Source organism: Bacillus sp. FSL W8-0223, assembly GCF_038006805.1.
GTDB classification, from domain to species: domain Bacteria; phylum Bacillota; class Bacilli; order Bacillales; family DSM-4216; genus Bacillus_O; species Bacillus_O smithii.
Genome location: NZ_JBBOVX010000001.1, coordinates 2,882,124 through 2,896,154, shown reverse-complemented (window position 1 = coordinate 2,896,154; position 14,031 = coordinate 2,882,124). Strand labels below are relative to the sequence as shown.

Annotated in this window: 14 protein-coding genes; 10 read left to right on the top strand and 4 right to left on the bottom strand. The window is 41.5% G+C overall.

Annotated features, from left to right (window positions below):
* Window positions 1-14: 14 nt before the first annotated feature.
* A complete protein-coding gene (locus NST81_RS13965; protein WP_341030097.1) occupies window positions 15-413 on the bottom strand; it encodes a kinase-associated lipoprotein B in 399 nt (132 codons plus the stop codon).
* A 162-nt stretch (window positions 414-575) separates the two neighbouring features.
* Here NST81_RS13965 and NST81_RS13960 point away from each other — a divergent pair, with 162 nt between their 5' ends.
* Together NST81_RS13960 and NST81_RS13955 are read left to right on the top strand one after the other, a co-directional pair.
* On the top strand, window positions 576-1,166 hold the full coding sequence (locus NST81_RS13960) for a peptidylprolyl isomerase (RefSeq protein WP_341030096.1): 591 nt from the start codon (window positions 576-578) through the stop codon (window positions 1,164-1,166).
* Window positions 1,167-1,385: 219 nt separating this feature from the next.
* Window positions 1,386-1,589: a hypothetical protein gene (locus NST81_RS13955; protein WP_003354307.1), complete on the top strand. Its 204-nt coding sequence runs from the start codon at window positions 1,386-1,388 to the stop codon at window positions 1,587-1,589.
* A gap of 104 nt (window positions 1,590-1,693) precedes the next feature.
* Here NST81_RS13955 and NST81_RS13950 read toward each other — a convergent pair whose 3' ends face one another.
* Entirely contained in the window at window positions 1,694-2,866 is a 1,173-nt protein-coding gene (locus tag NST81_RS13950; protein ID WP_341030095.1) for a MalY/PatB family protein, read from the bottom strand.
* Window positions 2,867-2,948: 82 nt separating this feature from the next.
* On the opposite strand from NST81_RS13950, the gene NST81_RS13945 reads away from it, so the two are divergent.
* The gene (locus NST81_RS13945; RefSeq protein WP_327797028.1) at window positions 2,949-3,224 is read left to right on the top strand and encodes a DUF1871 family protein; all 276 of its coding nucleotides are present in this window, start codon (window positions 2,949-2,951) and stop codon (window positions 3,222-3,224) included.
* Here NST81_RS13945 and NST81_RS13940 read toward each other — a convergent pair.
* Window positions 3,184-4,041: an alpha/beta fold hydrolase gene (locus NST81_RS13940; protein ID WP_340396242.1), complete on the bottom strand. Its 858-nt coding sequence runs from the start codon at window positions 4,039-4,041 to the stop codon at window positions 3,184-3,186. The genes NST81_RS13945 and NST81_RS13940 overlap by 41 nt on opposite strands.
* A gap of 128 nt (window positions 4,042-4,169) precedes the next feature.
* On the opposite strand from NST81_RS13940, the gene NST81_RS13935 reads away from it, so the two are divergent.
* From NST81_RS13935 to NST81_RS13915, 5 genes are all read left to right on the top strand, one after another.
* Complete coding sequence (locus tag NST81_RS13935) at window positions 4,170-4,670, top strand: Lrp/AsnC family transcriptional regulator (RefSeq protein ID WP_048623898.1); 501 nt, start codon at window positions 4,170-4,172, stop codon at window positions 4,668-4,670.
* Complete coding sequence (locus tag NST81_RS13930) at window positions 4,667-5,833, top strand: aminotransferase (RefSeq protein WP_341030094.1); 1,167 nt, start codon at window positions 4,667-4,669, stop codon at window positions 5,831-5,833. The genes NST81_RS13935 and NST81_RS13930 overlap by 4 nt, the downstream gene beginning before the upstream one ends.
* A 384-nt stretch (window positions 5,834-6,217) precedes the next feature.
* On the top strand, window positions 6,218-6,601 hold the full coding sequence (gene yugI / locus NST81_RS13925; RefSeq protein ID WP_327797025.1) for a S1 domain-containing post-transcriptional regulator GSP13: 384 nt from the start codon (window positions 6,218-6,220) through the stop codon (window positions 6,599-6,601).
* A 172-nt stretch (window positions 6,602-6,773) separates the two neighbouring features.
* Complete coding sequence (pruA, locus tag NST81_RS13920) at window positions 6,774-8,318, top strand: L-glutamate gamma-semialdehyde dehydrogenase (RefSeq protein ID WP_341030093.1); 1,545 nt, start codon at window positions 6,774-6,776, stop codon at window positions 8,316-8,318.
* Window positions 8,319-8,622: 304 nt separating this feature from the next.
* Window positions 8,623-9,867: a Glu/Leu/Phe/Val family dehydrogenase gene (locus NST81_RS13915; protein WP_048623896.1), complete on the top strand. Its 1,245-nt coding sequence runs from the start codon at window positions 8,623-8,625 to the stop codon at window positions 9,865-9,867.
* A gap of 269 nt (window positions 9,868-10,136) precedes the next feature.
* Here NST81_RS13915 and NST81_RS13910 read toward each other — a convergent pair whose 3' ends face one another.
* Window positions 10,137-10,370, bottom strand: coding sequence for a DUF378 domain-containing protein (locus NST81_RS13910; RefSeq protein WP_003354296.1), 234 nt, complete (start codon window positions 10,368-10,370; stop codon window positions 10,137-10,139).
* Between the two features lie 185 nt (window positions 10,371-10,555).
* Here NST81_RS13910 and NST81_RS13905 point away from each other — a divergent pair, with 185 nt between their 5' ends.
* Together NST81_RS13905 and NST81_RS13900 are read left to right on the top strand one after the other, a co-directional pair.
* Complete coding sequence (locus NST81_RS13905) at window positions 10,556-11,719, top strand: iron-containing alcohol dehydrogenase (RefSeq protein ID WP_003354295.1); 1,164 nt, start codon at window positions 10,556-10,558, stop codon at window positions 11,717-11,719.
* A 212-nt stretch (window positions 11,720-11,931) separates the two neighbouring features.
* The gene (locus NST81_RS13900; protein WP_003354294.1) at window positions 11,932-13,281 is read left to right on the top strand and encodes a glucose-6-phosphate isomerase; all 1,350 of its coding nucleotides are present in this window, start codon (window positions 11,932-11,934) and stop codon (window positions 13,279-13,281) included.
* Window positions 13,282-14,031 lie beyond the last annotated feature (750 nt).

The window sequence follows — 14,031 nt, the reverse complement described above, 5'->3', positions numbered from 1 at the left end:
TTTGTACTGGATGATTAATTTGGGAAGGAAATCGAGTACATGAATTCGTATTCTTTTTGTATGGATGATAAACATTGGAGGCTTTTTTGGGCATATTCATTTTCCGGGTTTTGTTCCAGTTCCTGTTTATAAACGATAAAGGATTTCAACAATGATTCCGTGTAATTCGGCACTTTTCCGGTAAAAGGCTTCACCATTTTTTTAGGAATATTGGCTTGTTCTTTGAAAGCCAGCGCTTTGCGTTCGTGGAAAAAGCTTACATTTCCTTGTTTCGGATGATGAAGGTCTCCTTGCAGCGGGTGCTTTTCTACCGCTAATATTTGCACGGTATAATGTTCCGGTCGTTCGTCCGTAATTTTTCCGATATATTTTCCTGTTTTGTAAATGGCGGTTACCACATCTCCTATATCCATGATTCGTTCCTCCTGAAAAGTCTTTTTCATAAACATAACACAAAAAGAATGGAACGGGAAAAGAACTTTTTAGTCGGGAAGCTCCAGCCGAAGTTGCGATGTGGAAATTTCATCCGCAATAAGGTAAAGTAAGAGAGATAATAAAACGGAAGGAGAAAATTTATGACATTTCCGCAATTAACCAATCAAGTAGCAGAAAATGAGATCGTTGTTGAAATGAAGACCAATAAAGGCAGCATTATAATCAAGCTGTTTCCGGAATACGCGCCGAAAACCGTGGAAAATTTTATTACTCACAGCAAAAACGGCTATTACAACGGATTAATTTTTCATCGTGTGATTCGCGATTTTATGATTCAAGGCGGCGATCCGAAAGGAAATGGAACAGGTGGAGAGAGCATTTACGGAAAGCCATTTGAAGATGAATTCTCGCCGAATTTGTTTAACATTCGAGGAGCGCTCTCGATGGCCAATGCGGGGCCAAACACAAATGGAAGCCAGTTTTTTATTGTCCAAAATCAAAACATCGATCCTGGTTTTCGGGAACAAATGGAAAAAGCCGGGTATCCGAAAGAAATTATTGACGTTTATATGGAGAAAGGTGGAACGCCTTGGCTTGACTTCCGCCACACTGTCTTTGGACAAGTGTTGGAAGGAATGGACGTTGTAGATGAAATCGCCAACGTGGAAACAGATCAACAAGATCGTCCTTTGGAAGATGTGATTATTGAAACGATATTGGTGGCCGAATAAATGAAAGTCCTCCGCGGGATGCTTCAATCCGGCGGAGGAACGATGGATTTCGAACATGATGATTTAAAGGTAGAATGTAAGAAATCAGAATTTTGGGAACAAAATGTTTGATGTGGCTGCTGTTTTCTCGTATTTGAATCGAGAATGGACGAAGGGGATAGAAGTTGGAATGGTGAAGAGAAATAGGGAGCTCATTACTATTAAGGGGGCTGTTTTGTTTTGATCGCTTTCATATTAGGTTTGTTTTTGTATTTTCCGGAAGATAAATCGGAGTATATTCCGGCGGCTATATCTATGACCATTTTTTTTATTTTGGCAGTGATCGCCTTCCTGTTGATTAAAAAAATCTCCAAAAAAGAAGAGGAAAAAACAAGGGAATTAGAAGAGCAAATTAATAAACAAAGACGCCATTTAAGGAAATAAGCTCATTATTTTAAATTGGCGAGTTTATGTATCCAAACCATTGGGCGCCGGTTCAGATGACCGGCGCTTTCGTCCATTTACGGCAACGTGCTGCATGAAGTGAATTAGTCTTTCGAAAACGCAGCTTTCATTCGCTTCAAACCTTCCTCGACTAAGGAGCGCGGGCAGCCGACATTCATACGGACAAACCCTTCTCCGCCTGGTCCGTATTTAGGGCCGGACTCTAAAGCGAGTTTTCCTTTGAATAAAAGCCGCTCTTTTATTTCTTGATCCGTTAAGCCGGTTTCTCGGCAATCAATCCAAATCAGATATCCGCCTTGCGGTTCCATCACTTTTAATGATGGAATTTCTTTTTCAATAAACTGCTTCACAAGCTCCACGTTTCCACGAATATAGGAAATGGCTTCATCCAACCACTTTTCCCCGTAACGATAAGCAGCTTCCATCGCTGCCATTCCCATCATATTCAGCTGGAAAAAGCCTTGACGTTTTTGAACGCGGGATAATTGATTCCGAATTTTTGGGTTTGGCACAATGATACAGGAAGCTTGAAGTCCTGCTAAATTGAAAGTCTTGCTTGGCGCGATGCAAGTAATGACAAATTCGCGGTATTCTTCTTTTATGGAAGCGATGGGGATATGTTTGTTTGGGAGTGCCGTCAAATCACTATGGATTTCGTCAGAGACGATCCATACTTGGTAAGTTTGACAGAGATCCGCTATTTTGGTTAATTCTTCTTTTGTCCATACCCTTCCGCCGGGATTGTGTGGACTGCACAGCAAAAACAATCGAATATTTCTAGTTTTTAACAACTGTTCAAACGCATCAAAGTCGATCTCGTATTGATTGCCCTTTAATACAAGCGGGCAATAGGCCACTTTGCGGTTATTTGCTTTTACCATGTTGAAAAACGGCGGGTATATGGGCGGCTGCACTAGCACTTCGTCACCTTCCTCCGTCAACGCTTGAATGGCTAAACTGATGGAAGGAACTACTCCCGGGCTGAAAAGCAGCCATTCTCTTTGAACGGGAAAATGATGACGCTTCTCCATCCATTGGCAAACAGCTTCGATGGCAGAGTCCGGCATGGTCGTATAACCAAAAACGCCATGTTCGATTTTTTTCTTCAGAGCCTCGATCACTTCTTGCGGGGCGCGGAAGTCCATGTCTGCTACCCACATAGGCAACGCTTCTTCGGTTCCGAATATCGTTTTGATTTGGTCCCATTTTACCGAGGAAGTTCCTTTTCGGCCGATGATTTCGTCAAATTGCACCATTCCATATTTCCTCCTAGTTTTTGATTTCTCTACTCCATGGTAAAATAAGAAGCAAAAATGGTAAAACAAAAGGTGATGCAACTTGAATCCAATCGCTAAAACGAATCTGCAGCTGGCAGATATTTTAATGGGCTGGGATCCATTCCGCATTGGAGCAGGTCAATATGATACGGAAATGGCGGATATTATCCAAGCGGTTCATGAAACGGATAACCTTGAAACTCTTGTGCGAAAAATTCGTGCCATCTTTGAACTTTCATTTGAAAAACTTCTTCCGCGTGAAGAAATAGAACCCATAGCAAGCGCTTTGTTAGCCGTCAAAGAAAATTCTTCGTGCGATCTCCCTTTTCAACGCTGACAAATTCGTTCAAGTGCCGGCAGATCTCTTCCGGATTTTCTTCCGGTAAAAGATGTCCGGCTTTTTCGATCATAACGAGACGGCTGTTCGGCAAATCTTGAGCTAACCGTTTGCCGATATGGAAAGGAACGATCTTGTCAAATTCCCCGTGAATTAAAAGAGAAGGGGTTTGTATGTTTTGAATTTCTACGGAAGAAAGATCGCCTTCCCTATGGCGCAGAAATCGGATCAGTCCGTGGAAAATATCTTCAGAAAGAAATGGTTCCATATAGCCTGCCACCATTTCTTGATCAATTTTTTCATGTTCATAGACAGCTGACCGCAAATTTCCCTCCACCCCCGTTTTTTCCAGCAAGCGTTTTACCAATCGATGGGCAAATGGCAGATAACTGGCCAAAATCAGAGATTGTTTGAACCTCGGAATATAAGCAGAGCCATTGATGAGTATCATTTTTTCCGCCGCATCCGGCTTTTGTTTCAGCATATTCAAAATCAACTGTCCTCCCATGGAATGACCCACGAGCACGACGGATTCGAATTGGAAAGAACGAAGCAGCCGGAGAATGGAGGCGGCAATATTTTCGTACGAGTAAAGAAATGCCTTTGATTTTTTGCTTTTTCCAAACGGCGGCCAGTCAATCAAAAGAAGTGCATAATCTGTTTTTAATAAAGGAATCAGTTTGCGAAAACTAAAAGAGGAAGAAAGAAAGCCGTGCAAAAAGACAAGCGTGTATTTGGCTGCACTATTTGGAATATAGCGGTAATATAAGCAAGAATCGTCTATTTTGATTGAAACTCTTTCTTTTTGATTGAACAATGTTGGTTCCCCCTAGTTGATGGAAATCCGTGAGAAACTTTTCTTGATTAAATGGAACTCTCTTCTTTATTTTCTCCTAAATTTGTTATAATAAAGTAGTCTTAATATTTCAAAAATGGGGGAGAATCATGGAGCTCAACGAGAAAGAACTGGAGATATTGGCGATACTGGAAAAAGATGCCAGAACGACTCTCGAGAACATAGCAAAAATGACACAATTATCTGTCGAGGAAGTTCAAGAAGTGATTCAAAAATTAGAAAAAGAAAATATTATCGTCCATTATACAACTTTAGTAAATTGGTCGAAAGTAGATAGCTATCATGGAGTCACCGCCATGATAGATGTGAAAGTCACGCCAAAACGGGGAGTAGGTTTCGATGCCGTGGCTGAGCGCATTTATCGGTTTAAAGAAGTGAAATCCGTTTATTTAATGAGCGGCGCTTACGATTTGTCCGTGACGGTGGAAGGCCGTTCGATGAATGAAATTTCCCGCTTTGTTTCGGAAAAACTGTCCACGTTGGATTCGGTCGTTTCGACTACTACACATTTCCAACTGAAAAAATATAAGCATGACGGAATTATTTATGACCAAAACAATGATGATAGAAGAATTGTGGTGTCACCATGAATACAACGAAAAGCTATATAGCCAAATCAGTGGATAAAATTCCTCCGTCTGGGATTCGAAAGTTTTTTGATCTGGCGGCCAATATGGAAGGCGTCGTTTCACTAGGAGTGGGAGAGCCGGATTTTGTTACCTCTTGGTCCGTTAGGGAAGCGGCCATCTCCTCGCTGGAAAGAGGATATACTTCCTATACGGCCAATGCAGGTTTAATCGAACTAAGAAGGGCGATTGCCGATTATATGCGAGAACGGTTTCAAGCAGAATATGATCCGGAACAAGAAATTATCGTGACATCGGGGGGAAGCGAAGCGCTGGATATTGCCCTTCGAACGATTATTGACCCTGGAGACGAAATCGCGGTAGTAGAGCCATGCTTCGTTTCTTACGGACCCCTCGTTCAGCTGGCCGGCGGCAATGTCGTTTCCATAGGCACATTGGCGCAAAATGATTTTAAACTTCAGCCGGAAGAATTGGAACGGGCCATTACACCTAAAACGAAAGCGTTGTTGATCTGTTCTCCGAATAACCCGACCGGAACACAGCTGGCACGGGAAGACTTGACCGCCATTTGCGATATCGTAAAAAAATATGACTTATTGGTGATTGCGGATGAAATCTATGCTGAGCTGGCTTACGATATTCCGCATATCTCTTTTGCAAGCTTGGAAGGGATGAAGGAGCGGACGATATTAATAAACGGATTTTCGAAGGGATTTGCCATGACGGGCTGGAGACTTGGATTTACATGCGCTCCAAAAGAAATTTCCAAAGCGATGTTGAAAGTGCATCAATATACCATGATGTGTGCTTCCACTCCTGCGCAATATGCTGCGATTGAGGCTTTGCAAAACGGAATGGAGTATGTGGAAGAAATGAAAAACGATTATAGAAGAAGACGAAACTTCTTTGTCGAATCTTTAAATGAACTAGGATTGGATTGCCATATGCCGGGCGGTGCTTTTTATGCTTTTCCGTCTATTAGGGGAACGGGGCTTTCATCGGAGCAATTCGCTGAACAGCTTTTGCTTTCGGAAAAAGTGGCCGTTGTTCCCGGACATGTATTCGGCAAAGGCGGAGAAGGATATATTCGTTGTTCTTATGCTTCATCGATCGAACAGCTTCAAGAAGCGATTAAAAGAATGAAACGTTTTCTGGCTTCCCTTTAGATACGATCCAAAGGCTGAATTCCTTTAACGGGAAATCAGCCTTTCATTTTTGGCAAAAAAAAAGAGGACGATCCACTCGTCCTGATAATAAGGGTAGGGGGAATACTATTAGAAAGCTTTGCTGCATTTTAAGGATGTCCAATGATGTGAAAATTTATTCTTATTTTTCCTAAAAATTTTGGATGATGGATAAATAAGACGTCTCTTGATGATGATTAGGCAAGTAATTGTTTTGACCGCCATAAACATGGAATGCTTATAGACGATCGATATGTATTCAGTTGAATATGGATGAAGTTTACAATCGTTTTTGCGGTGGAAGTATGATTATGCTATAATTGATCAATGCGTAAATAGGAGAAAAAATTTTATAGGAGTGTTTGCATGTCTGCAAAATATGAAGTTGGTTCCATAGTAACCGGAAAAGTCACCGGGATTCAACCATATGGGGCGTTTGTCGCCTTAGATGAGGAAACGCAAGGACTCATCCATATTTCGGAAATTACACATGGATATGTCAGAAACATTGAAGACTATTTAAAAGTTGGGGACGAGGTTCAAGCAAAAATTGTTGCGATTGATGAAGAAGATGGAAAAATCAGCCTGTCCATGCGTGAAATGGAATCCGCTAAAACGGATCGGAAAATGTCTCGACGATACGGAAATATTAAATTGGACGATTCTTCCACCGGATTTAATACTTTAAAAGAGAAACTGAAAGAATGGATTGCTCAATCCGAAAAAAGCAATACGTATCAAAAAAAATAAAATCGAACGGCAAAGCCGTTCGGTTTTATTTTTGCATGAAAAAAAGCCTTTTTCGATATCATGTAATAAGCTGATTTCCAAACAAAAAGATGATTTTTATCTGAACTTCATGGATGATTGCCTGTTTTATCGTGTTCCGCTGATTCCAATTTCATGTTCAGGAGGGAAAAAGATGATAGCTTATCAACATGAACCGTTGACAGATTTTACGAATGAGAATAATCGGGAAGCGTTTCAAGAAGCTTTAAAGAGGACAAATCAACATTTGGGGCAAGAGTATCCGCTTGTGATCGATGGCAAATTCATCACAACGAAAGAGAAAATCATTTCCCGGAATCCTGCGAACAAAACAGAAGTGATCGGCTTCGTTTCCAAAGCCAATCAAGAATTGGCGGAAAAAGCGATTCAAGCAGCTGCAGAAGCGTTTGAATCTTGGCGGAAAACGAAACCTGAAATGCGTGCGGACATTTTGTTTAAAGCAGCGGCCATCATCCGCAGCCGAAAGCATGAATTCTCGGCTCTCATGGTGAAAGAAGCCGGGAAATCGTGGATAGAAGCGGATGCTGATACGGCGGAAGCCATTGACTTTATGGAGTATTATGGACGACAAATGCTGAAAATAAAAGATGGCGCTCCTGTCCTAAGCAGAGAAGGAGAACGCAATCGATATCATTATATACCGCTCGGAGTGGGAGTGGTGATCTCTCCGTGGAACTTTCCGTTGGCCATAACCGCGGGAACGACGGTTGCTGCACTTGTAACAGGAAATACAGTATTGTTGAAACCGGCTTCCACAACGCCTGTGGTGGCGGCAAGATTGGTGGAAGTGTTGAAAGAAGCCGGTTTGCCTGACGGTGTGCTTCAATTTGTTCCGGGAAGCGGTTCGGAAATAGGCGATTTTTTAGTCGATCATCCGAAAACGAGGTTTATTTCATTTACCGGTTCTCGTGATGTTGGACTTCGAATTTATGAAAGAGCGGCAAAGAAACAAACCGACCAAATTTGGCTAAAACGAGTCATAGCAGAAATGGGTGGAAAGGATACGATCGTGGTGGATAAGGAAGCCGATTTGGAGTTGGCTGCTCAATCCATCGTCGCTTCCGCTTTTGGTTTTTCCGGGCAAAAATGTTCTGCCTGTTCACGGGCTGTTGTATTGGAAGAGGTATATGACGAAGTTCTTCATCGGGCAGCCAACTTGGCGAAAACATGGAAAATCGGCGACCCCGCTTGTTTTGAAACCAAAATGGGGCCGGTTATTGATCCCTCTTCTTTTCAAAAAATTATGAGATATATCGAAATCGGCAAAACAGAAGGAAACATCATTCTTGGGGGCACAGGAGACGATTCAACAGGATATTATATAGAGCCGACCATTATAGCGGACGTGGAACCGGATGCTCGGATTATGCAGGAAGAAATTTTTGGTCCGGTTGTTGCGTTTGCGAAGGCGAAAAATTTTGAACATGCGCTGGAAATTGCGAATAATACGGAATATGGATTAACCGGGGCCGTTATTTCCAATGATCGACGAAACTTGGAAAAAGCGCGCGAAGATTTTCATGTAGGGAACTTATATTTCAACAGAGGGTGTACAGGCGCGATCGTAGGATACCAGCCTTTTGGGGGATTTAATTTGTCAGGTACTGATTCAAAAGCGGGAGGGCCGGATTATTTGCTTCTTCATATGCAAGCCAAAACAGTGTCGGAAGCGTTTTGAGTGAAAAAATGGTTTTGTCGCCATCAGCGGAAGAATTCGTTAATCATACTTTTTTATAGAGAATTTTGAATTTCGCAATGATTACAATAATAAATGAGAGATAAAAGACGTCGAACGAAATCTCTGAAAGTAATGGAATGACTGGAAAGGATGGGAAATTTTTTTTGAAAAAACATGATAAAACCGTTATTCGTCTTGATGTTTCTGATCCGTAATGAAAAGAACTTTTCAAAGGGCGGTTGAACGAATCATCAAAATGTTATTATAATAGTAAAGATGAAAAAGGTGTAAAGAGGCGAAATTTATGACGGAAAATTTAAATCTATTTACTTCTACTCAAAGTGTAATCAAAGAGGCTCTTGTCCGATTGGGATATAATGAAGAAATGTATGAACTGTTGAAAGAACCAATGCGTATGCTGACGGTTCGGATACCGGTCCGCATGGATGATGGAACCACAAAAGTATTTACCGGCTACCGAGCACAGCATAACGATGCAACCGGCCCGACAAAAGGAGGAGTTCGCTTTCATCCGGATGTCACTGAAGATGAAGTGAAAGCGCTATCTATGTGGATGACGATCAAATCAGGCATCGTGAATCTTCCATATGGCGGCGGAAAAGGCGGGATTGTCTGCGATCCGAGACAGATGTCGATGGGAGAAATCGAACGATTAAGCCGCGGCTATGTCCGAGCGATCAGCCAATTGGTAGGACCGACAAAAGACATTCCGGCGCCTGATGTGTACACAAATTCTCAAATTATGGCCTGGATGATGGATGAATACAGCCGACTGCGCGAATTTGATTCCCCTGGTTTTATTACAGGCAAACCTCTTGTATTAGGGGGATCGCAAGGACGGGAAAAAGCCACCGCTCAAGGTGTGACCATTTGCATTAAAGAAGCGGCGAAGAAGCGAGGCATTGATATAAAAGGAGCGAAAGTCATTATCCAAGGTTTTGGCAATGCGGGAAGCTTCTTGGCCAAATTCTTGTATGATGAAGGAGCTAAAATTGTCGGAATTTCAGACGCTTACGGGGCTCTGTATGATCCGGATGGCCTTGATATCGATTACTTGCTGGATCGCCGTGACAGTTTTGGCACCGTCACAACATTATTTGAAAATACAATCACGAATAAAGAGCTTCTGGAATTGGAATGTGACATTTTAGTGCCGGCAGCAGTAGAAAATCAAATTACCTCAGAAAATGCACATAATATTAAGGCATCCATTGTGGTAGAAGCGGCTAACGGACCTACGACGATGGAGGCGACAAAAATTTTAACGAATCGCGGCGTCCTTCTTGTTCCGGACGTGCTGGCCAGCGCCGGCGGCGTAACGGTTTCTTATTTTGAATGGACGCAAAATAACCAAGGATATTATTGGACAGAAGAAGAAGTAAATGAGCGATTAAAAGAGAAATTAGTGAAAGCTTTTAACACGGTATACGATACCGCCCAATCCAGAAATATTGATATGCGCTTGGCTGCTTATATGATTGGAGTCCGCCGTACAGCGGAAGCGGCTAAATTTAGAGGCTGGGTATAAGTAAATAGATGAGTCAGATTTTTTAAACCGATGTAAAAGGAAGAAATATAAAAAGAAGAAGGACGAGCGCCTTCTTCTTTTTTGTGCGGAGAAAGGAATTCAGTTTGAGAAAGGAGCAGCGAAATAACTTTGGCAGGAGACGTTAGCGGCTGTTCGCTTCAAATGATGATAATGTCGTATGATTCAGCCGCCTTTTTGTTTTTATGTCTGTCCAAGCGATGCCTTTCGCTTTTGTCGAAAATTTCTTTCGTCTTCAAGACCAAAAATGTTTAATCAGCCGTGTTGGGTTCAGGATCGTGTTCAAGTGATTCGTTCGGCTTAAACAACAGACCGAGATTGATTAATCCGGCGATGCCTATAATGCCGTAAATGATTCGTGAAAGAGCCGAATCTTGTCCACCGAAAATGGCGGCTACTAGATCATACTGAAAAAAGCCAATTAATCCCCAATTGATGGCTCCTAATATAGTAAAGATAAGCGCCACTCTTTGAAGAGCACTCATAAGACAAACCTCCTTTTTTACGATTCTTTATTATAGTTTGCAGCAGAAGAAGACGTCCTATTCTTTTTGCCATCCGGTAAATTTTTCATTTCAAAACTTCCACTACTTTAAAAAGGTGGATGTTTTGAAAAATATATAGAAAATGTTACATAATAACATAGTTAGGATAGAAAGGAGAGTGCGGTATGGATAATTTTACTTTTTATAATCCGACGAAGTGGATTTTCGGGAAGGGACAACTGGAGGAGCTGAAAACGGAAGTTCCGAAATACGGAAAAAATGTGCTTCTTGTTTACGGGGGAGGAAGCATTAAAAGAAACGGACTTTATGACCGCGTGCTTTCTTTGTTGAAAGAAATCGATGTCCAAGTGCATGAGCTTTCCGGGGTGGAGCCGAATCCGCGGATTTCAACCGTTAGAAAAGGAGCAGATATATGCAAAAGAGAAGGAATTGATTTTATATTAGCGGTTGGCGGCGGAAGCGTTATTGACTGCACGAAAGCCATTGCGGCAGCAGCAAAGTTTGATGGAGATCCATGGGATATTGTCATGAAAAAAGTGGAAGTCGAGTCGGCATTGCCTTTTGGAACGGTGTTGACTCATGCAGCGACTGGATCAGAAATGAACGCAGGATCCGTCATCACCAATTGGGAAACGAAAGAAAAAGTGAGCTGGAAAAGCCCGCTCGTATTTCCGAAATTCTCTATTTGCGACCCGACCCATACGTTTACCGTACCGAAAGATCAAACCGTTTATGGGATTGTCGATATGATGACTCATATTTTTGAACAATATTTTCACGATGCCAAAGACACTCCTCTCCAAGACCGGATGTGTGAAGGGGCTTTAAAAACCATAATAGAAACAGCCCCTAAGCTTATCGAAGATTTGGAAAATTACCAGCTGCGCGAAACGATTATGTTTGCCGGAACGATCGCTTTAAACGGCATGCTGCAAATGGGCTACCGCGGCGATTGGGCTACTCATAATATTGAACATGCAGTTTCCGCCGTATATGATATTCCACATGCCGGTGGGCTGGCGATTCTTTTCCCAAACTGGATGAAACATAACTTGCATGTTCGTCCGGAACGTTTTCAACAATTAGCGGTCCGTGTCTTCGACGTGGATCCAACAGGAAAAACGCCGGAAGAAGCAGGATTAGAAGGAATCCAAAAACTGCGGGAATTTTGGAGTTCGCTTGGCGCTCCATCTCGTTTGGCTGATTACGACATTGACGATTCACGCTTGGAAGAGATTGCAGATAAGGCCATGTTCCGTGGGGAATTTGGCAATTTCCATGCTCTCAATCGCGACGATGTGCTTTCGATTTTAAAAGCTTCTTTATAAAGGGCATTTAAAATCTTTTTTGGCAGGGGCTGTATAGAACAGCCCCTGCTGATTTCATTATAAAAAATGGATATTGAACCATATAATAACTGATTATAGGAGTTTGAAATAATGTCAAATTTGTAATCGTTTCCTTCTTAAGGCTACAGCTTGATTATTTTTTTTTCATTCGATAAAGTTAAGTTGAAAATATTTCCTACGGAGGCTGCAATATGACACATATTCAATTCGATTACTCAAAAGCCTTAACTTTTTTTGGAGAACATGAAATTCGCTATTTGCAAGACGCTGTAAAAGTATTTCACCATGCTCTTCATGAGAAAACGGGACAAGGCAGTGATTTTACTGGATGGATCGACCTGCCTGTTGACTATGACAAAGAAGAGTTTGCTCGCATCCAAAAAGCGGCGGCAAAGATACAACAAGATTCCGATGTGCTGCTTGTGATTGGAATCGGCGGTTCTTATTTAGGCGCAAGAGCTGCCATTGAAATGCTCAATCACAGTTTTTATAACGCTCTTCCAAGCGAAAAAAGAAAAACGCCGCAAATTATTTTTACCGGCAACAATATTAGCTCCACTTATATGAAGGATGTCATGGATTTTCTCGAAGGCAAGGATTTTTCCATTAATGTGATTTCTAAATCGGGAACGACGACTGAGCCTGCCATTGCCTTCCGAATTTTCCGTAAGTTGTTGGAGGAAAAATACGGAAAAGAAGAAGCGCGCAAAAGAATTTATGCTACTACCGATAAAGCAAAAGGCGCGTTGAAAACAGTGGCCGATGAAGAAGGGTACGAGACCTTTGTGATTCCGGACGATGTCGGCGGCCGCTATTCTGTATTGACGGCAGTAGGACTTTTGCCGATTGCGGTAAGCGGAGCAGATATTGAAGCGATGATGAAAGGTGCTGCTCAAGCTCGTGAAGATTTCGGCCATTCCGAGTTGGAAAACAATTTGGCTTACCAATATGCAGCAGTGAGAAATATTTTATACAATAAAGGAAAAACGACCGAATTGCTCATCAATTATGAACCGGGACTGCAATACTTTGCGGAATGGTGGAAACAATTATTCGGAGAAAGCGAAGGAAAAGACCAAAAAGGCATTTATCCTTCTTCTGCAAACTTTTCCACTGATCTTCATTCATTAGGGCAATATATTCAAGAAGGACGCCGTGATCTTTTTGAAACGGTCATTAAAGTCGAAAATCCGCGCCATGAAGTGACCATCGAAGCGGAAGAAAACGATCTTGACGGCTTGAACTATCTTGCCGGCAAAACGGTTGATTTTGTGAACAATAAAGCGTTTGAAGGCACGATGCTCGCTCACACAGACGGCGGTGTTCCGAATTTAATCGTTCGCATTCCAAAAATGGATGAGTATACGTTCGGATATTTAGTGTACTTCTTTGAAAAAGCCTGTGCCATGAGCGGCTACCTGCTCGGAGTCAATCCGTTTGACCAACCGGGAGTGGAAGCTTATAAAGTCAACATGTTTGCCCTTCTCGGCAAACCAGGCTATGAAGAGAAGAAAGCGGAACTTGAAAAACGATTGAAATAACGACGTTTTTCGAAGAATCGAGAAAAGAGCAGATTTTCGGAGTACAAAAATAGTTTGACATGTACTCCGAAAATCTTTTTTTCGATTCTTTTTTTATTTTTCGTGTTTTACGTATCCGCCGTGATGGGGGTGCTTTCGTGCCCCAAATCGTGCCGGATTTGTTTGTTGTTCAAGTTGGTGAATAAGTTGAAACAAGAATGATCGCAAATGGGCCATTAAAAAAGCGCATTGAACAATTCGTAAAAGAAGGTAAGGAATCTGCTTTGTGAGCTACACATCTTTAGTTTATTTTTTTGAGGTGAAAATTGTTTTTAGTTTATAAGCAATTATTGAAGCATACACAATAATTAATATCCATAAATAAGTGGATGGCATATCATCCTTTATAAACCAATAAATAAAGAAAATTAAAAATATAGAATACATAACTAGATCCAATATATTTTGCTTTTTAGTCTTCATATTATTTTTTTCTCTCCCCTTTATTTTTTAAAAAATTTTAAAAAATTTTAATATTAAGAAGATGGAATATTTTAGGGTATATTAAAATTCATTCGGTAGATTATTACTTTTATTCAACCAGAAAAAGTATTAATCAGCAATACCGGAGAATGAACAATCAATTTCTAAGCTTAAATGAGATATAAAATAAGGGTCTTTTATATAGAGAAGTGTCAACTGTAAATCGGACTGAGTGAGGAACGAACGCGGGAGAGTTTAAGGAATTGACACGAACGCATGGAGAAGTCG